Source organism: Streptomyces sp. NPDC087420 (genome assembly GCF_044744165.1).
In the GTDB taxonomy this organism is placed as follows: Bacteria; Actinomycetota; Actinomycetes; order Streptomycetales; family Streptomycetaceae; genus Streptomyces.
The window spans coordinates 249851-268050 of sequence record NZ_JBIUXU010000003.1; the positions used below are offsets into that span (position 1 = coordinate 249851).

The 18200-nt window shown below is 70.2% G+C and carries 18 protein-coding genes and 1 pseudogene; 9 read left to right on the forward strand and 10 right to left on the reverse strand.

All coding sequences use genetic code 11. The features are described from left to right. Nucleotides 1-25: 25 nt before the first annotated feature. A complete protein-coding gene (locus ACIO1C_RS07215) occupies nucleotides 26-718 on the reverse strand; it encodes a DNA-binding response regulator (RefSeq protein ID WP_401859504.1) in 693 nt (230 codons plus the stop codon). A gap of 359 nt (nucleotides 719-1077) precedes the next feature. Here ACIO1C_RS07215 and ACIO1C_RS07220 point away from each other — a divergent pair, with 359 nt between their 5' ends. The 4 genes from ACIO1C_RS07220 to ACIO1C_RS07235 all read left to right on the forward strand — a co-directional run bounded on the left by ACIO1C_RS07220 (nucleotide 1078) and on the right by ACIO1C_RS07235 (nucleotide 3905). Beyond that, on the forward strand, nucleotides 1078-1536 hold the full coding sequence (locus ACIO1C_RS07220; RefSeq protein ID WP_401859506.1) for a DUF1772 domain-containing protein: 459 nt from the start codon (nucleotides 1078-1080) through the stop codon (nucleotides 1534-1536). Nucleotides 1537-1883: 347 nt separating this feature from the next. After that, nucleotides 1884-2744 (forward strand): helix-turn-helix domain-containing protein, encoded by an 861-nt coding sequence (locus ACIO1C_RS07225; protein WP_401859508.1) that lies wholly within the window; start codon nucleotides 1884-1886, stop codon nucleotides 2742-2744. Between the two features lie 2 nt (nucleotides 2745-2746). Then, entirely contained in the window at nucleotides 2747-2980 is a 234-nt protein-coding gene (locus tag ACIO1C_RS07230) for a DUF397 domain-containing protein (protein ID WP_401859961.1), read from the forward strand. Nucleotides 2981-3149: 169 nt separating this feature from the next. Continuing rightward, nucleotides 3150-3905 (forward strand): SAM-dependent methyltransferase, encoded by a 756-nt coding sequence (locus tag ACIO1C_RS07235; RefSeq protein ID WP_401859963.1) that lies wholly within the window; start codon nucleotides 3150-3152, stop codon nucleotides 3903-3905. Here the strand turns inward: ACIO1C_RS07235 and ACIO1C_RS07240 are convergent. After that, complete coding sequence (locus tag ACIO1C_RS07240; RefSeq protein WP_401859510.1) at nucleotides 3878-4714, reverse strand: NUDIX hydrolase; 837 nt, start codon at nucleotides 4712-4714, stop codon at nucleotides 3878-3880. The two genes, ACIO1C_RS07235 and ACIO1C_RS07240, sit on opposite strands and share 28 nt — an antisense overlap. A gap of 47 nt (nucleotides 4715-4761) precedes the next feature. Continuing rightward, nucleotides 4762-5679, reverse strand: a complete 918-nt coding sequence (locus ACIO1C_RS07245) for a phosphotransferase (protein WP_401859512.1) — start codon at nucleotides 5677-5679, stop codon at nucleotides 4762-4764. Between the two features lie 674 nt (nucleotides 5680-6353). On the opposite strand from ACIO1C_RS07245, the gene ACIO1C_RS07250 reads away from it, so the two are divergent. Together ACIO1C_RS07250 and ACIO1C_RS07255 are read left to right on the forward strand one after the other, a co-directional pair. Beyond that, complete coding sequence (locus ACIO1C_RS07250) at nucleotides 6354-8051, forward strand: discoidin domain-containing protein (RefSeq protein ID WP_401859514.1); 1698 nt, start codon at nucleotides 6354-6356, stop codon at nucleotides 8049-8051. 165 nt (nucleotides 8052-8216) lie between these two features. After that, nucleotides 8217-9101 carry a GNAT family N-acetyltransferase gene (locus ACIO1C_RS07255; protein WP_401859516.1) on the forward strand — a complete coding sequence of 295 codons (885 nt, stop codon included), beginning with the start codon at nucleotides 8217-8219 and terminating at the stop codon, nucleotides 9099-9101. A 76-nt stretch (nucleotides 9102-9177) separates the two neighbouring features. Here ACIO1C_RS07255 and ACIO1C_RS07260 read toward each other — a convergent pair whose 3' ends face one another. The 4 genes and pseudogenes from ACIO1C_RS07260 to ACIO1C_RS07275 all read right to left on the reverse strand — a co-directional run bounded on the left by ACIO1C_RS07260 (nucleotide 9178) and on the right by ACIO1C_RS07275 (nucleotide 11714). Further along, nucleotides 9178-9837, reverse strand: a complete 660-nt coding sequence (locus tag ACIO1C_RS07260) for a pyridoxal 5'-phosphate synthase (RefSeq protein WP_401859965.1) — start codon at nucleotides 9835-9837, stop codon at nucleotides 9178-9180. A 93-nt stretch (nucleotides 9838-9930) separates the two neighbouring features. Next, nucleotides 9931-10593, reverse strand: a pseudogene (locus ACIO1C_RS07265) (O-methyltransferase); the annotation flags it as partial. A gap of 125 nt (nucleotides 10594-10718) precedes the next feature. Beyond that, the gene (locus ACIO1C_RS07270; protein WP_401859518.1) at nucleotides 10719-11138 is read right to left on the reverse strand and encodes a hypothetical protein; all 420 of its coding nucleotides are present in this window, start codon (nucleotides 11136-11138) and stop codon (nucleotides 10719-10721) included. 180 nt (nucleotides 11139-11318) lie between these two features. Continuing rightward, nucleotides 11319-11714, reverse strand: coding sequence for a molybdopterin-binding protein (locus ACIO1C_RS07275; protein WP_401859520.1), 396 nt, complete (start codon nucleotides 11712-11714; stop codon nucleotides 11319-11321). A 104-nt stretch (nucleotides 11715-11818) separates the two neighbouring features. Between ACIO1C_RS07275 and ACIO1C_RS07280 the strand changes: the two genes are divergently transcribed. Then, complete coding sequence (locus tag ACIO1C_RS07280; RefSeq protein WP_401859521.1) at nucleotides 11819-13003, forward strand: DUF371 domain-containing protein; 1185 nt, start codon at nucleotides 11819-11821, stop codon at nucleotides 13001-13003. A 17-nt stretch (nucleotides 13004-13020) separates the two neighbouring features. On the opposite strand, the gene kamB is transcribed toward ACIO1C_RS07280, so the two are convergent. Beyond that, a complete protein-coding gene (gene kamB, locus ACIO1C_RS07285) occupies nucleotides 13021-13716 on the reverse strand; it encodes a 16S rRNA (adenine(1408)-N(1))-methyltransferase KamB (RefSeq protein WP_401859523.1) in 696 nt (231 codons plus the stop codon). A 255-nt stretch (nucleotides 13717-13971) separates the two neighbouring features. Between kamB and ACIO1C_RS07290 the strand changes: the two genes are divergently transcribed. Together ACIO1C_RS07290 and ACIO1C_RS07295 are read left to right on the forward strand one after the other, a co-directional pair. After that, entirely contained in the window at nucleotides 13972-14757 is a 786-nt protein-coding gene (locus ACIO1C_RS07290; RefSeq protein ID WP_401859525.1) for an SAM-dependent methyltransferase, read from the forward strand. A 288-nt stretch (nucleotides 14758-15045) separates the two neighbouring features. Then, nucleotides 15046-16296: a cytochrome P450 gene (locus tag ACIO1C_RS07295; protein ID WP_401859527.1), complete on the forward strand. Its 1251-nt coding sequence runs from the start codon at nucleotides 15046-15048 to the stop codon at nucleotides 16294-16296. A 29-nt stretch (nucleotides 16297-16325) separates the two neighbouring features. Here the strand turns inward: ACIO1C_RS07295 and ACIO1C_RS07300 are convergent, their stop codons facing one another. Together ACIO1C_RS07300 and ACIO1C_RS07305 are read right to left on the reverse strand one after the other, a co-directional pair. After that, entirely contained in the window at nucleotides 16326-17105 is a 780-nt protein-coding gene (locus ACIO1C_RS07300; protein ID WP_401859529.1) for an SDR family oxidoreductase, read from the reverse strand. Nucleotides 17106-17210: 105 nt separating this feature from the next. Beyond that, the gene (locus ACIO1C_RS07305; protein WP_401859967.1) at nucleotides 17211-18041 is read right to left on the reverse strand and encodes a tautomerase family protein; all 831 of its coding nucleotides are present in this window, start codon (nucleotides 18039-18041) and stop codon (nucleotides 17211-17213) included. Nucleotides 18042-18200: the final 159 nt, after the last annotated feature.

The following is an 18200-nucleotide window of genomic DNA, read 5'->3' on the forward strand; positions in this document are numbered from 1 at the left end:
AGCCGCGCCGGATTCAGCCGCGCCATCAGATCCACCCACGACGAGCCGCCTCCGCGCCCGCCCGGAAGCGGCTCGTCGTGCCGAGGGCCGTGAGCAGGTCGCACACCCGCCGGCTGTACGTACGTCCCGACATGCCCAGCCTGGTCGCCGCCGCCTCGTCCGTGAGGCCCGCCAGGAGAGCCTCCAGGACCGGCCGTAACGACTCGGGCAGCATGCCCGGGGCCGACGCGGAGAGCGCGTCGGTGGGCAGCTCCTCACCGGTCTCCCACCACAGCTGGTGCGTACGGACCAGGGCCTGGACGATCACGGGGTCACGGATCAGCAGCACGCCGTTGTAGTGCAGTTGGAGATCGAGGGGGATCGCCGCCACCGCGCGGTCCACCAGGATCATCTTGAACGGGATGGAGTCCGTCTGTCTGGCCCGGCCCGGCAGCGGCCACGGCGCGGGCAACGGCAGCCCCGCCAGGCCCTGCCTCGGCACGATCCGCCGGACGGTGATCGCGGGGGCCCGCGCCGCCGCGCGGCCCCCGGGCCTGCCTCCCGCCCTTTCACCGGTCCCGCCGCCCTGCGGGAGCCGCTCGCCCGCCGCCCGTACGCAGGAGTCCGCGAATGCGAGGAACTGCTCGGGAATCCCCTGCCCCAGACAGCTCCCCGGATCGTCGAAGATCAGGAACTCACGACGGGCCGACCGCACCAACGCCGTGAGCGTGGCCGTCACTTCCCGTATCCCCCGGATCGGCCGGCCCGGCGTCCGGAGCGGGTCCATCCCTGCGGACATGCCTGCCACGCCCATCACGCCCGTCGCGCCCGCCTGCGTGATGCTCCTTGTCACTATCCCCTTCGACAGCGCCAGCGACAGCGCGGACCGACTGAGAACCGCACCCGAAACCTCCGCCACGGCTGACCACCCCCGCATCCCCTCGGAGCCGTACGCCACTCCATGTACGCACATGATTGCGCTCCGTGACAAGTGCCAGTTCAGAGAGTGGCGACTCCATGCCAGCGGCATGCCCGCGTCTTCGAAAAGTGCTCAAGAACCGCGCCGACGTGACCGTTTCCTGCGACATGATGTCCGTCATGGCCACCTTGCTGCTCGCCCTCTCCGCGATATCCACCGGTCTGTTCGCGGGTTACTTCCTGATCTTCCAGACCGGCATCATGCCCGCCCTGGGCACGCTGACGGACGAGCAGTTCGTCCCCGCCATGCGCCGGGTCAACCAGTACGTGCCGCGCCCGGTCTTCCTCCTGACCTTCTTCGCCATCGTGGGCTTCCCGGCGGCGGCGCTGGCCGTCCCCGTCGACGGCCGCTCGGACACGCAGAAGTGGCTGCTGGTGGCCGGACTGGTGTGCGCGGTGATCAATCACCTGGTGACCATCGGCGGCAACGTACCGCTCAACAACCAGCTGGAGTCGTCTTCCGCGCCGGCCCGTGCGGCGCGCCTCGCCTTCGAGGGGCGGTGGAACGCGTTCCACCGCGTCCGCACGCTGTTCTCCGTGGCCGCTTTTGTCCTGGTGGTCAGCGCGACGCTCTCCTGAGCCCGGGCGACGCCCCCTGAGCCCTGGCGACGCACCCCCCCGTACAGCAGAGTCCGCTGACCGGCCCCCCGTGGCGTCGGTCAGCGGACTCCGATGGTCACGCCGAGGCGCGGTCCATGGGGAGGGTGACCCGGGCGGTACGGCCCGCCGTCACCGGGCGGGCAGCCGAACGGGATCGAGGACGAACAAGGCGATCCGTGGTCCGCGTCACGCGCTCACTATGCGGGCTGAGACTATCCACTCGCAACTGATCGCTCTGATAATTTCAGAATGCCCCCGACCACACTGGTTCGAGCCCGGACGAGCTGCCAGAATCGGCCTTATGAGTCGGCGTCAGGAGGCGGCACGTGAGTGACTCCCGTACGGGAACCGCTCCCACGGTCCTGCGTATGGTTCTCGGTAAGCGACTCGGTGCTCTGCGTGACAAAGCGCGGGTGTCCCGCGAGGCGGCGGCCGAAATCCTGGACGTGACCCCGCTCACCGTCCGGCGGATGGAAAACTCCGAAGTGGGCCTCAAACTCCCCTATGTCCGGCTGCTCCTGGGGGCGTACGGAGTGGCGGCGGCGGAGGCCGAGGAATTTGTCGAGCTGGTCAAGGCGGCCAACAAGCCCGGCTGGTGGCACCGTTACCGCGACGCCCTGCCGAGCTGGTTCAGCGCCTACGTCAGCCTGGAGGACGAGGCCCGCCTGATCAGGACGTACGAACCGCACTACGTACCGGGGCTGTTGCAGACCGAGGACTACGCCCGCGCCGTGCTGAGCGCCGGTGTGCACCGCAATCCCGCCGAGCTGGAACGGCGCGTGGCACTGCGGGCCAAACGCCAGCAGTTGCTCACCAAACCCGACGCGCCGATTCTCTGGATCCTCATGGAGGAAGCGGTGTTGCGCAGGCCCGTCGGGGGAGTGGACGTCATGCGCGGGCAGATCGACCGGCTGATCGAGTTGGCGGCCCGGCCGAATGTGACGCTCCAGATCATGCCGTTCTCGATCGGCCCGCATCTCGGCGCGTTCGGGCCGTTCCATCTCTTCCGGTTCGATCTCGCCGACCTGCCGGACATCGTCTACACCGAGAATCTCACCGGCGCGGTCTATATGGACCAACGCCCGGACGTCGCCGCCTATCTGGAGGTGCTGGACAACATGGCGGTCCGGGCCTCGGCCGGGGACGGGACAAGAGATTTTCTCCAAGGAATACGCAAGGAGTTCTGATGATGCGGGACATATTCAACGGCATGCCGGCCGACGCACTGGGGGCCGACGGCTGGGAGCGGCCCTGGAGCGGTCCCAACGGGGGCAGTTGTGTGGAGACCAAGCGGGTGGACGAGGGGCGCGTCGCGGTCCGCCAGTCGTCGGATCCCACGGGTCCCGCACTGATCTGCACCGTCGCCGCCATGGCGGGTTTTGTCGAAGGGGCGAAGAACGGCCTCGCCGACTTCCTGCTCTGAGCCGACCTCCCGGCCCGGGCCGCCCGAGAAACGGATGGATCGCATGACGGACCCCGACCCGCCCCCGGCCGACGACTTCGATGGCCTCGACGACTTCGACAGCCTGGATGACTTCGACGGCCTGGACGACTTCGACGGCATCGACACGACACGCCCGCATGCCGCGCGCATGTACGACTACTTCCTCCGGGGCAAGGACTACTACGAGGTCGACCGGAGGGCCGCGGTGCGGGTCGAGGCGATCGCCCCGGGCGCAAGGACGGCCGCCGCGACCAACCGGCTGTTCATGCGCCGCGCGACCCGCTGGCTGGCCGGGGAGGCGGGCGTCCGCCAGTTCCTGGACATCGGTACGGGCATCCCCACCAGCCCCAACCTCCATCAGGTCGCCCAGGAGGCCGCCCCGGACGCGCGCGTCGTCTACGTCGACAACGACCCGGTCGTGCTGCGGCACGCCGAGGCCCTGATGCACAGCACCCCCGAGGGCCGTACCGCCTTCGTCCGCGCCGACTTCCGGGATCCGCGGAGCATCATCGAGTCGCCGCAGCTGCGCCGGACGCTCGATCTGTCCCGCCCTGTCGCGCTGTCGCTGAACGCGCTGCTGCACTTCGTCACCGACGACGAACGGCCGTACGACGCCGTACGGTTCCTGCTCGACGCGCTGCCCTCCGGCAGCTACCTCGGCCTCTCCCACTGCACCCCGGACTTCGATCCGGAGATGTGGGTGAAGATCCTCGGCGTCTACCACGGCAGCGGAATCCCCGGCCAGGTGCGCTCGCGCGACGAGATCCTGCGCTTCTTCGACGGGCTCGACCTGGTCGAACCGGGGGTGGAGGTCCCGCACCGCTGGCGTCCGGAGGGCGAGCTTCCGGAGGGCACCACCGACGGTGCGGTCTCCCTCTACGCGGGGTTGGCCCGCAAGCCCTGATCCTGCCCGGCCCCGCGGGGCCGCCCGGCCCGCCCGCCCCGCTCGGCGGCGAGTGCCAGGGCCAGACGGTGGACCGGTGGGTGGTCCACGTCGAGTTCCGGCCGCCAGGTGGTGAGGATCTGCGCGGACGGTACGAACAGCGGGCTGGGCAGCTCGTCCGTCCGCACCCACCGCCACTCGGCGATCAACTCCGGCTCCGCCGCGAGGGGGACACCCTCGTACGCGGTGACGACGGCCGCCATGGTGACGCGCGTGAGGCCCACCGTCTCGTCGTGGAGCATCGCGAACACGGTCACGTCCTGCTCCTGGGCGCGCAGTCCGGTCTCCTCGCGCAGTTCGCGTACGGCCGCGGCGGTGACGGACTCGCCGGGCTCCAGCTTGCCGCCCGGCAGCTCCCACGTCCCCCCGTGGTGCAGGCCGAGGAGGATGCGGCCGGACCGGTCCCGCACGATCACGCCGACACCGATCACGGCCTGCGGCCGGGGCGGCGCCGCGGCGCGCGGCCGGCTGATCACGCGCGGGCGCGGGGGCGCGAGGCGCCGGCGTGCGCGGATCAGCCGGCAGAGAACCGGAGTTCCCCGGTCCAGGACGCTGACCGGGACGATCTCGTCGACGATGAAGCCGGCCTCGACCAGGAGGTCCTCCCACAGCTCCTGGGTGAGATCCCCGGTCCGTACGGTCAGTTCCAGCCGCCCGCCCGGCGGGATCTCGGCGGCCAGGCGGGGGAGCAGCCGCCCCGGATCGACGGGGTCGAGCGGGCCGCCGACCGTCTCGACCACACGCGTCTCGGCCACTCGCGTCTTGACCACACGCGTCCCAGGCACTCGCGCCTCGGCCGCATTCGCTTCTTGTTCACTCATACGAAGAGCCCCCGCTCCAGTCGCTCCAGCGTGCGCGTGCCCCGCTCGGTCACCTCGTCGTCCCCGTGCGCCGGCCCGTACGCCAGAGCGCTCACCGCGTCGAGCGCGGCCAGACAGGTCAGCGCCTGGCGTTCGGCGTCGGTGAGGGTGCGCCCGTACCCGTGGAAAAACGCGTCACGCAGGTCGGGACGGTCCTGCCAGGGCCCGCAGGCAAGCCGTACGAAGTCCTGCACGGCGGGCGCGTACCGGGACCGCTCGAAGTCGATCACGGCCAACCGGCCGGACCCCGCCCCAGCCCCTGTCCCCGCCCCCGTCCACAGAACGTTCCGTTCCTGCGCGTCGCCGTGGATGTGGGCCGGTACGAGCCGGTCCGTCAGCTGGAGGAGATGCTCGGCCGCGCGCCGTACGAGCGCCCGCCGGTGGTCCGTCAGCAGGGCCCCGGCCCGTACGAGATGCGTCTCGACCCCCGTGGTCGCGGCGTGCTCGATCGCCTCCTCCGCCGCCCTCCGGCCCGCGCCCGGCATCCTGTCGCTGCCGTGCAGCCGCCGCAGCAGGGCCCCGAACTGCCGGTGTGCCGACCGGTGCGCGGTGACGCTGAGGGTGAGCAGGGAGAGCGGGGTGCCCGGTACGGCGGTCAGGAGCAGCGCCAGATTGCGGGCGTCGCTGGCCACGAGCCGGGGAGCCGCGCCGAAGCCGAGGGCCGGCACGGCCGACTGGTACCCGAAGGTCTCGCGCTCGTAGAACTTCGGGGTCGGCGACTGCTTGACGAAGAAGCGCCGGCCCTGGGCGTCGGAGATGTCCCACACCCGTGAGTCCGCGCGGGGGTGCGACGCGTCGTGTACGGCTCCGAGGGGACCGACGGAGCGTTCCGCCCACGCCCGCAGGGGCGGCGGAAGTGTCTTGGTGTGGCTCACGCACCCCTCCTCGGTGTCGGTCGTGATGCCAGGGACGCCAGGGCCGCGCGGCGGGCGGAAACGTCAACCCGGCGTTGCCGGGCGAGGGGCGCCGTACCGCCGTTCTCGAACGCGGGATGTCCGGCGACAGGGCAGGCGGGGGCAGGGACAGGTCGCATGATTCCTCCGGAAGGGCGCGGGGTGATGTGCCGGCGCCCGGACAACGGCCCTGATCAAGGGGCTGTAACGGGGGACGCCGGGGGAATCATAGAACAAATGTTCGAGCGCGGTCGGAGACCCGTGCGGGGTGGGCGTGCACGGCCGTGATGATGCGTTCGAACCACCCGCGAGGTGGGTGGGCACTCTATCGGGGGATTGCGCGGCGGGGGCCGCCCGACGGTACGGACCCGGCCACGGCCCCCGGGGCCGTGGAACAGATTGGCCGGATCGCGCGCGTGGGGCGTGAGCGGGTTGTCCGCGGGGCGTGCGTGCCCCGGTCCGTACCCTCTCATTTCGTTGAATTTTCCCGGTGAATGATCAGGAGTTTGTGAGAGTCGGTACAGAAATTGCGTGCACTCATCTTGTCCATGCGTTGTCATGTCCATATGTTGTCGGCGAGCGGCGGCCCGCCGGGACGCGGGCCGCGGCTCGTATCCCCCGACCGGTACGCAGAGCCGACAGCGAGGAATCCCCCCATGGCCATCTCCAGACGCTCCGTCATCGTGTCCGCACTCGCCGGGACCGCCACCGCCGGCTTCGGCGGACTGCCGGGCACCCTCACGCAGGCCGCCGCCGCCCCGGCGGCCTCCCCGCCGGGCGATGTGGTCGGCAAGGTGACGGTGGGTTACCAGGGCTGGTTCGCCTGCATCGGCGACGGGGCGCCCATCAATAGCTGGTGGCACTACAGCCGGAACGCGGGCCAGCCGCCGTCGCCCAGCAACACCACCCTCGTGTCGTGGCCCGACATGCGGGAGTACACCCGTAGTTACGCGACCGCCTACCCGAACCTCGGCAACGGCCAGCGCGCCACACTGTTCTCGTCCTGGGACCAGCAGACCGTCGACACCCACTTCCGGTGGATGCGGGAGAACGGCTGCGACACGGCGGCGCTCCAGCGCTTCAACCCGTTCGGCGGTGAGGGCCCGACGCGGGACGGAATGGCCCAGAAGGTACGGCAGTCGGCGGAGGCGTACGGCCGGAAGTTCTACATCATGTACGACGTCACCGACTGGACGAACATGCAGTCGGAGATCAAGCAGGACTGGACGAACAAGATGAAGGCGTACACCGCGTCGAGCGCGTACGCCGTACAGAACGGCAAGCCCGTCGTCTGCATCTGGGGCTTCGGATTCAGCGACCCCGGGCGGCCGTTCGCGCCCGCGCCCTGCAAGGACGTCGTCGACTGGTTCAAGGCGCAGGGGTGTTACGTGATCGGCGGGGTGCCCACCCACTGGCGCAACGGCATCAACGACTCACGCCCCGGCTTCCTCGACGTGTACCACTCGTTCGACATGATCTCGCCCTGGATGGTCGGGCGGATCACCAACGTCAGTCAGGCCGACCAGTTCTACCGGGACCTCAACACCCCCGACCAGGCCGACTGCAACGCCCATGGCATCGACTACCAGCCCTGTGTCATCCCCGGCGATCTCCAGTCGGGGCACCGGGCCCATGGTGAGCTGATGTGGCGTCAGTTCTACAACCTCTGCCGGGTGGGGGTGCAGGGCTTCTACATCTCGATGTTCGACGAGTTCAACGAGGGCAACCAGATCGCGAAGACCACGGAGACGAGCGCGGAGGTGCCGGCGGGGTCCGGGATCCGGGCGCTGAACGAGGACGGCACGGCCTGCTCCGCCGACTACTACCTGCGGCTCACCGCCGACGGCGGGCGGATGCTGAAGGGACAACTGGCGCTGACGGCGGTACGTCCCACCGTGCCGTTCCCCGGGGGCGGCGGGCCGACGCAGCCGACGGGGGACCTGGCGCTGAACAGGCCCGCCTCGGCGAGCAGCTCCACGCAGAACTACGGCGCGGGCAACGCCGTCGACGGGAACAGTTCGAGCTACTGGGAGAGCGCCAACAACGCCTTCCCGCAGTGGATCCAGGTCGATCTGGGAGCGGCGTCGGCCGTCAAGCGCGTGGTGCTCTCGCTGCCGCCGAACCCGGCGTGGGGGAGTCGTACGCAGACCGTGGCCGTGCTGGGCTCCACCAACGGCTCGGATTTCAGCACCCTTTCGGCGGCGGCGGGCCGCGCCTTCGACCCCGCCTCGGGGAACGCCGTGACGGTGACACTCGCGACGGCTGCCAACGCCCGTTACGTACGGCTCCAGTTCACCGCGAACACGGGGTGGCCGGCCGGACAGCTGTCGGGCTTCAGCGTGTACGGCTCGTAGCGCCCGCGAAGGGTTCCGCGGTGTGGGGTCGTGCGGTGGGGGCTCCCGGGGTACGGGGTCCTGGGGTGCGGGGTCTTGGGGTGCGGGACCCCGGGGTGGGGAATCCCGGGGTGGCGGACCCCACACCTGCTGTACTTTGGGGCGAAATGTACCTGGAGGTGCAGGGTGGGACAGTTCGAGATCGCGGGCGCGAGCGCCGACGACATCAGGGCGCTCGGTGAGTGGGCGGCCGACGAGGGATGGAATCCGGGGGACTCCGACGGGCAGGCGTTCTTCCCCACGGACCCGGACGGGTTCCTCTTCGGGCGGCTGGACGGGGAGCCGGTGGCCTCGATCTCCGCCGTGCGCTACGGGACGGACTTCGGCTTCATCGGGTTCTACATCGCCCGGCCCTCCGTACGGGGTCAGGGGTACGGGATCCAGGTGTGGCGCGCGGGCATGGCGCGCCTGGCTGGGCGGAACGTCGGGCTCGACGGGGTGATCGACCAGCAGGACAACTACCGCGCGTCCGGCTTCCGCCGGGCCTGGAACAACATCCGGTACGAAGGGGTGCCGTCGAGCGGGGGCGGTGACGGCGGCGGGGCCGGGGGTGCGCGGGGCGGTGAGTGGCGGGACGGGATCACGCTGCGCGACGCCCGTACCGTACCGTTCGGCCAACTCGCCGCGTACGACCGGCGGTTCTTCCCCGCTCCCCGGCCGGGCTTCCTCGCGTCCTGGGTGGGTCTGCCCGACAGGACCGCGCTGGTCGCGATCCGGGACGGCGAACTGGACGGCTTCGCCGTCATGCGCGCCTCCCGTGGCGCCTCCCGCATCGGCCCGCTCTACGCCTCGTCGCAGGAGGTCGCCGCCGCGCTGGTGGGCGGGTTGTCGGCGACCTCCCCGGGCGCGCCGGTGGCGATCGACGTCCCCGACATCAACGCGCCGTCCGTCGAACTGATGGAACGGCTCGGGCTGAGCCCGTCGTTCGAGGCGGCGCGGATGTACACCGGACCTGACCCGGATGTAGACCTCGCCGGACTCTTCGCGGTCACGAGTCTCGAACTCGGCTGAGGGGGCGGCCTCCTGGGGGCTTTCCGGGTGTCCTCCTGGGGGCTTCCCGGTAGGACACCCGGGAGCCGGCCTCACCTCACGGCCACAGCAACTGCTTCACCCAGCGCCCTCCCTCTCCTTCTCCCTCTCCCTCTCCTTCTCTTTCTCCTCCTGCTTGTCGGGTGTACTGGAGACGGGTGTGGTTGCGCTGCCGGTCGCCCTGCCAGAACTCGACCTGTTCGGCGCGCAGGGAGTACAGCGTCCATTCCGGCGTCACCAGCCCCGGCTCCCGCTCGACACGTTCCAGGGATGCCCCGGTGGCCGCGTCGCGGGCCGTGAGATCCGTCAACGGGCCGCTCTGGAGGCCGAGTAGCGCTTCCGCGCGGGCTTCGGGGGAGCGGGCGAGGAAGTCGGCGGCGCTCCGCTCGGGCGGCTCGGCGGCCACCGGGCCGCGTACCCGTACCTGCCGGGCCAACTGGGGCCAGTAGAAGGTGAGCGCGGCCCGGCCGTGGGCGGCGAGGTCCCGGCCCTTGGGACTGGCGGCGTGCACGGCGAACTGCCAGCCGTCCGCGTCCACGTTCTTGAGGATCAACACCCGTGCCGCCGGGTTCCCTTCCGGATCGACGGTCGACAGTGTCATCGCGTGCGGCTCGCGTACGCCCGCGTCCACGGCCTCGAAGAGCCAGTCCACGAAGAGCTGTTCGGGATCCGAGGGGGCCGTGTGCGGCTGGAAGGTGGGGAGTTCACCGGCGAACACGTCGAGTCCGCGCAAGGTCTCGCGCAGGGCGCCGGTCCTGCGGGAAGGGGCGTCAGGGGTGTCACGGGCCTCCGGTGCCGAGGGGGCGCCCGCCGTGACGAGGGCCAGGGCGAACCCGTCGTACCCCTTGCTGCCCACCGTCTGGAGCGCGGTCGCGCTCAACCGGGGCTCGGCGGCGACGAGTTCGGTGAAGCGCCGTACCCCCTGCACCCTGGGGTCGGTGCTCTCCGGGTCGATCACCTCACCGGCCCGCACGACGTTGTCCGTGATGATGACGCTGCCGGGCCGGGACAGCGCCAGGGCCCAGGTCAGGTACTCCGGATTGCTGGGCTTGTCGGCGTCGATGAAGATCAGGTCGAACGGCCCGTGTCCGGCCTCCGCCAGCCGGGGCAGCGTCTCCAGCGCGGGACCGGTGATCACCTCGACCGTACCGGCCAGCCCCGCGCGTGCGAGGTTGGCGCGGGCCACGCCGGCGTGGGCCGGGTCGGCCTCCAGGGTGATCAGCCGCCCGCCGGGGGGCAGCGCGCGGGCGAGCCAGATCGTGCTGTACCCGCCGAGCGTGCCGATCTCCAGGATTGTCCGCGCCCCTTGCATCCGGGCCAGCAGATTCAGCAACTTCCCCTGTACGGGGGCGACATGGATGGCCGGCAGCCCGGCGGCGGTACTGTCCGCGAGTGCCGCGTCGAGGAGGGCGTCCTTCCCCACCAGATGATCACCGAAGTAGCGATCCACGTCGGTCCACAACTCCTGGTCCATGGTGCTCCCCTTGTCTGCCGCCCCGCCGCCGAGGTCCACGAAGGGCCGCGGAGTTCCGCGACTAAGTTCCGCGACTAAACATACTCGCCGGGTGGCCCGTGGGCGGCGGGACGTCCCCGCACCGGTCAGGAAGGCACGCAGACTTCCTTGCCCTTGAGGGTGCCCGCCCCGACGACCTCGATGAGCGGGTAGACGCAACCGGCCGCCAGGTGGGTGGACCAGGTCTCGGTGCCTGTGTTGGTTCCAGGGGTCAGCGGTCCGCGGACGGTGCGGCTGAAGTTCGCCCCGCCGCCTGTCGTGTTCTGCCAGCCGAGCCGCACGTGCACGGCGTCGCCCGAGCGCTTCCAGTAGCCGACGCCGATGGTCCCTTGGCCGCCGGCCCGCCCGTTGACGTCGATGCAGAGGTCGCCCCTGCCGAGGTCCGTGCAGCGCTGGACGTACGCCCTGGCGGAAGCGGGTTCGGTGGCGTGGGCCGATGTTGTCGTGGCGACGAGCAGCAGTGTGCCGACGGCGGCGGCCGTCCGGGTCTTGGTGAGCATGCGCATGGTCGCGTTCTCTTTTCTCGGAGGGACACCAGGTCTTCCCTTCGGGACGTTAACTCGTCCTGGATTGCCGGGTATGGCACCTCGCCGTGTCACCGAAGCACGAGAACACGAACGATTGCCAACCACGCTCGAACACCGCGCGGCGCCGGGCGCCGGGCGCTTCTCCTGCGCGGATACGCCCTAGGGGCGGTCGACGTGCACGTTGGTCGACTTGACGCGGGCCGTGACGGTCACCCCGACCTCGATTCCCAGTTCTTCGACGGCCTCGCGGGTTACCAGGGACACCAGCCGGTGCGGCCCCGACTGGACCTCCACCTGGGCCACCACGTCGTCCAGCACCACCCCGGTCACGATGCCGGCGAAGGAATTGCGCACCGAGGTGGACACCTCGTCGGCCACCGGATGCAGCCCCACGGCCCGGTCCTTGGCAAAACCGGCGAGGCTGACCCCGTCGATCACGCGATTCCCCGCGCCGTCCCGCTCCATGAGCAGCTGACCCCCGTCGGCCCAGCGGCGGACGGTCTCCGAACTCACGCCGAGCAGTCCCGCTGCCTGGCCAATGCTGTACGACGGCACGCACGCACTCTATGCCGCGCGGAATTCGCCACTCGATCGACCTGCTGCGATGATCGCCCCTGTACCGGGTCCCCCAGGGACACCACAGGGAAAGCGGGTGCGCGATGTCGGCCGAGCTGATGCGGTTGCGGTGCCGGGGGCACCGGGACATCCGCGCGACCCACACCAAGACCCTCGAATTCACCTCCAGCTCCGAGATCACCAGCCGTGCGACCTGTGTGATCGGCGTCGGCGCCACGTTCGACGGGCCGGCCCCCGCGCGGCTGGCCGGTCCGCTGCGGATCACCCTGAGCGTCGGTGATCACACCTTCACCGTCCGGGCACTGGCCAATTCCGCCTGGCGGCCCGGTTCGGGCGCGGTGGTACGGCTCAGCTCCGAGCGCCTGCCGAACACCCTGGCCACCGACGCCGACCACGCGTCCTCCGACCTGCCCCGCGACCTGCTGCACGCGCTCACGGACCCGGACGCCGAGATCACGATCGTCGTCGAGCGGGACACCGAGGCCGCCGAGGGCCGGCTTGTCCTCTACCGCGCCGGTGACGAGCGGGACGACCGCCTCGCGGCGGAGATCGCGGCGGCGGACACGGTGATCGCGGAGGACGCAGGGGCCGGCCAGGTCATCACCGTACTGGGGGCGGACGCGGATCCCTGGGACTCGGTCCTGCCGGCGATCGCGGAGGGCGGGCGGGTCCTGGCCGTGTCGACCGAGGACACCCGGAGCGCGCCGGTCGGCAAGCTGCTCGCGGCCCCGCACCGGCCGGCGGTGGAAGTCATCGGGCTCCCGGCGGAGTTGGCGGTCGCCGCGCTGTCGCCGTACCCCGTCCCTGTCCTCCTCGCCCACCACGAGCGCAGGCGGCAGATCGGCAGGCTGCTGGGCGCGCACCGTCTGTCGCGGGTGGTGTTCAGGGCCTCCGTCGCCGAACTGCCGAAGATCCTGGACGAGGCGGGGCGGACGCTGGGCGTCCGGACCGTGGCCGTGGCCGCCGCGACTTCCGCCGCGGCGGAACGCCCCTGGTGGGGGTCGGTGGCGGAGGCGGCGACGCGGGTGACCGGCGGTGGCGACGTGCTCTGCTGCGTGGATCCGGCGGAGGAAGTCCCCGAGGGGGGCACGGACTCCGACGTCGACCTGTCCGCCCTGGTCAGAGCGCTGGCGGCGCAGTCGGTCTCCTCGAAGACGCTGGCGCTGGCGCTGGCGACGCTGCCGACGTGGTCGAGGAAGCGGGCGTACGAGTTTGTGCTGGAAGCGGCGAAGGCGCAGCAGCAGCCGAAGGAAGACACCTCCCGCTGAACGATTCCCTGAACGACTCACACATCCGGCGCGGGCGGTTCCGCCGCCTCGTCACTTGACGGGTTGATGACCCCCGTGAGGGCGAGGACGTCGAGCTGCGCCCGTGTCGAGTTCAGCCGGCGTGTCCACGACGTGGCGAGCGAGGCGATCTCCTCGGCGTCCAGGTACTTCGCCTCGTCCAGCCGCCAGCCGGCCGCCGCCAGGAGCGGGCCGAGGCCCTTGACCGCCGACTCGGGGGTCGGTTCCGGGTGGTCGCCCACTTCCGGTACGGGCGGGCGCCACGCGTGCAGGTTCAGCGTGGTCAGGAAGCGCGCGTCCGGTTCGCAGACCGCCGCAAGACCCCGCAGCATCGAGGGATCGGAGCCGAGCATTCCGCGCAGCAGGCTGCCCCAGGGCATCAGCATGTGCAGTTCCGTGACGCCCCGCAGCCCGGCCGGCAGCTGCTCGGCGGGCGCCCAGAGGTAGAGCAGGTTGGCCAGGCCGCCCTTGGCGGGGTTCGCGGCCGCCTTCGCCGCGGTCTTGCGGAGGTTGTCCTTGGCCGCGTCCAGCCCGATGACCAGCTGGTCAGGCCGCTGCCGGGCCAGATGGAACGGGTGCTTCCCGTCCCCCGTACCGACATCCAGGACCACACCCTCGTGGCGGGCGAGAAGCTCGTCGTAGGCGGCTTCGTCGATCTCCACGATGCGCTTCCCCAGCACGCGACGCATGGCCATGAACGAACGCTCCAGTGGTACTGGGGCATCGGTCCTGGTCAAGCCCCCGGGGCGTCCGAGTGTAGCCGGACGGAAAACGAAGCAGGCGGGAGAGAAAGGGGGCCGGTGAGCGTTCCGTACGCAGAGGGTCTGCGCGCATGGGGCCTGTCCGCGTCCGCTCCGGCACCGCGACTACCATCGCACCGGGTACAGGTACACGTCACCTTCTCCACGATCAATGTGTTGTCCACGATCACGTCCGCATAGGAGCGCCTCATGACGGCGAGTACGCCCAAGCCTCAGGTCGACACCAGCAAGCCGCATCCGGCGCGTGTCTACGACTTCCTCCTCGGCGGCAAGGACAACTACCAGGTCGACCAGGAGGTGGGCGAGAAGCTCCCCCCGGAGGCGAAGGCCGCCGCCCGGCAGAACCGCGCGTTCATGCAGCGCGCCTCCGCCTGGCTGGCGCGGAACGGTGTCGACCAGTTCCTGGACATCGGTACGGGCATCCCGACCGAGCCGAACCTCCACCAGATCGTCCAGCGGATCAATCCCAAGGCGCGGATCGTCTACACGGACAACGACCCCATCGTCCTGCGGCATGCCGAGGCCCTGCTCATCAGCTCGCCGGAGGGCGTCACCGACTACATCCAGGCGGACGTCCGCGAGCCCGAGGTGATCCTCGAACACGCCCGTACGCTCCTGGACTTCAGCCGGCCCATCGCCCTGTCGCTCATCGCGCTCCTGCACTTCATCCCCGAGGACCAGGACCCGTACGGCATCACGGACACGCTCGTGGGCGCCCTGCCCGCCGGCAGCTACCTGGTGCTGTCGCACGCCGCGTCCGACCTGTTCCCGGAGCTGTCGTCGCGGGTGACGGCGGAGTACGCGAAGGGTGGCATCACCCTCGGATTCCGTACCCGCGACGGTGTGACCCGCTTCTTCGACGGCCTCGACCTGGTCGCCCCGGGCGTGGTGACGGCCACGGAGTGGTTCAAGGACACCCCGGCCCCGGAGGACGAGGACTGCGGCCTGTACGCGGGAGTGGCCCGCATCGGCTGACCCCGCCGGCTGAACCACATGCCTTGGGCGCCCGGGACATGCTCCCGGGCGCCCAAGACGCGTTCCGGGGCGCCCGGGAGCGCCGGCGCGCGCTCAAGTACCACCTGACCTTCGTGTCGTCGGTGGCGCGATGTGCGCCGTTGCCAGGGCGCGGGCCGGCGCGTAGAAGAGAAGAAGGAACCAGCTCTGCCGAGGTGGGCGTTCCGGGAGTGCCGCGTACAAAACCGCGTACAAAACCGACGGTCGTGCCGTGCGCCCCGGCAGCACGGCGGCACGAAGGAGCAGGGTATGACCGCGCTGTCCGATTCCGGGTGTCCTGTGCTCGACCCCACCGCGCGTGCCGCCCACGCGGACGCGGCCGTATTGCGTGCCAGGGGTCCGGCGACGCCGGTGGAGCTGCCGGGAGGTGTCCGCGCCTGGTCCGTCACCCGGCACAGTGTCATCCAGAAGCTGACGGGCGACCCGCGCGTCTCCCGTGATCCGTACCGCCACTGGCCCGGTCTCGCCGAGGTCCCCGAAGGATGGCCCCTGGCGGTCTCGGCCCTCATGCGGAACTTCCTGAACGCCTACGGCGAGGAACACCGCAGGTTACGCCGCCGCATGGCCCCGTCGTTCTCACCTCGGCGGGTGGAGGCGATGCGCCCGCAGGTCCGGACGACCGCGGACCGCCTTGTCGACGCGATCCACGCGCTGCCGCCCGGCCGGAGTACCGACATCCGGCGCGCGCTCGCCCTTCCGCTGACCATGACCGTCGTCTGCGATCTGTTCGGTGTCCCCGACGTCCTCAGGGAGGATCTCGGCGCCTCCATCGACGCGCTGATGGACACCACGGCGACCGCCGAACAGGGCCAGGCCCGGCTGGCCGAACTCGACGCCCGCCTGGCGGAGTTGCTGGAGTACAAGAAGACACACCCGAGTTCCGACTTCACCAACGATCTCCTCACACCGTCCGCGGACGGTGAGGCGCCGCTGACCGACAGGGAACTGCTCGACCATCTCTTCCTCATGCTCGCTGCGGGGTACGAGACCGCCGTCAACCTCATCACCAGCGCCGTCCACGCCCTGCTGGCCGCGCCCGGACACCTCGGCCGGCTCCGCGCGGGCGACGTCGGCTGGGAAGACGTCGTTGAAGAGACGCTGCGTCACAACGGCCCGATCATGCATCACCCGATGCGTTACGCCATCGAGGACATCGATCTCGGCGAAGGGGTCGTCATCCGCCGGGGCGAGCCTGTCATCATCGCCTTCGCGGCCGCCGGGCGCGACCCTGAGCTGCACCCCGACAGCCCCGACGTGTTCGACCCCGCACGGACCGGCAAGGAGCACCTCGCCTTCGGCCACGGCCCCCACTTCTGCCTGGGAGCCCACCTGGCCCGGATGGAGACCCATGTGGCTCTGACCACCCTGTTCGAGCGCCTTCCTCTCCTGGCGCTCGCCCACCCCGACCAGGTTCCGTCCCCGGTCCCCTCGCTCTCCCTCAACGGGCCGGCCCAACTGCACGTCGTTCCCCACCCGGGGGGTCCGCCGCACTCGGGCTGACCTGGCCACCGGCCGAGCGGAGGCGGTAGCTACCAGTCCAGCGGAAGCGGTACGAAGGGGGCGTCCTCCGGGGCTGCTTTGCGGGCCTCCAGGGCGACCTTGGCGGGCTCGCCGATCGGGAGGCGCAGCGGGGGATCCGGCTGTTCGAGCGTGTCCGCGAGCGCGGTGGCCACCTCCTCAGGGGTGACGGGCTCGAAGATGGAGGTGCCGCGCAGCGGGGCGAATTGCTTGAACAGTGGGGTGTACGGGTCGTTGTCCGTGAAGTACGACTTCGCGCGCTCGGCCCCGCCGGAGGAGACGGTGCTCGGCTGGAGGATGGTCACCTTGATGCCGAAGTGCCCCGCTTCTACGGCGAGAGTCTCGGCGAACGCCTCCATGGCCCACTTGCTGGCGGCGTAGGGGCCGATGATCGGCACGACGAGCCGGCCCTGAATGCTGGAGACGAAGATGAGTCGTCCCGCGCCGCGTTCGCGCATGGCGGGCAGCACGCCCTGGGCGACCCGCAGGGGGCCGAAGGTGTTGAGCTGGAAGAGCTCTTCGACCTTGGAGAGAGGCACGCTCTCCAGGGACGCGCGGATCGTGGCGCCGGCGTTGCTGACGAGTACGTCGATCTCCCCCGCGTCGCGGATGGCTTCGTCGACACTCTTCTGATCGGTGACGTCGAGGCGCAGGCGCTGGTCGACGGGGAGGTCGTCCAGGTCTTCGGGCCGGCGGGCGGTGGCGACAACGCGGTGGCCGCGGGCGGCGAGTTCGATGGCGATGGCTCGACCGATGCCCTTGGAGGCGCCGGTGATGAGTACGGAGGTCATGTCGGTCTCCTGACTGGGTGGTGGGGTGGTGGGGTGGTGGCGGAGGAGGCGGTTGCGTACCGGCCGACCGCTTTTGTTCCAGCCCGGAAAGTGGAAGAGAGGTGCTCAGCCCGCAGTCTTCACACCGCTGGCGGTGTCGGCGTAGATCTGCGCCGAGACGAAGTTACCGTCGGTGATGTCGAATACCCACGCGTTCTCGATGTTCATCGACTGCTGTGTCGTCCGCCCCTTGGCGGTGATGGAGATTTCGGCGATCAGGTGATCGTCCGCCTCGATGACACGCCTGAGGACGGTGGTGAACGACTCGTCATACTCGTTCCCCTGTTCAACGACCCGCTTGAAGTAGTTGTCGAACTCTTCGGCTCCCTTGAATTCCCCGCCGTACGGCATGGAGGCCGGCATTTTCAGCAGGAAGGTGTCGCGCAGCATCGACACGATCGGGCCGCGGTTGTTGTCCCGGAACAACTGGGTGACCGCCTCCGCCAGCTCCGCCCTGGTGTACGCGTCGCGGACGCCCGGCACCGTGGCCGCACGGTCCAGCGCTTCCCGCGCGGCCGTCTCGGTGGCCGGCACGCCGTCGGCGAAGGAGAAATTGATGGGCGGGGTCACGAGCATCTTGACGAACACGTCCGTGGGATTCACCCCGGGTTTTTCCGCCAGATTGCGGACCAGGGCACGGTAGAAGACCTTCTTCGCGTTGTCGCCGCGGTCCAGGCCGTCGGTGATGGTGAAAACGATGAAGTTGTCGGAACGGGGTCCGCCACGGAAATCTCGGCTGAAGACCAGTTCTCCGGGCGCGAGTTGGTGGATGACCTGGAATCGGTCCTCGGGAAACATTCCGAGCCCCTCGACCAGCGCCTCGTGCACGGCGTCGGATACGGCTGCCAGGTACTCGGGAGACTTCCCCTGGAGCAGATCGATGTTCACGAATGGCATGACGATCCCTTCCGGCGCCGGATCGGCGCGATGCCGTTGCGTGGTCCGTGGTCCGTGGTCCGAGGTCCGAGGTCTGGGGTCTGGGGTCTGGGGTCCTCGGTCCACTTCTCTGATCTCTGAAACCCATACTATGTCGCTCGGTATAGATAGCAAGTCGTG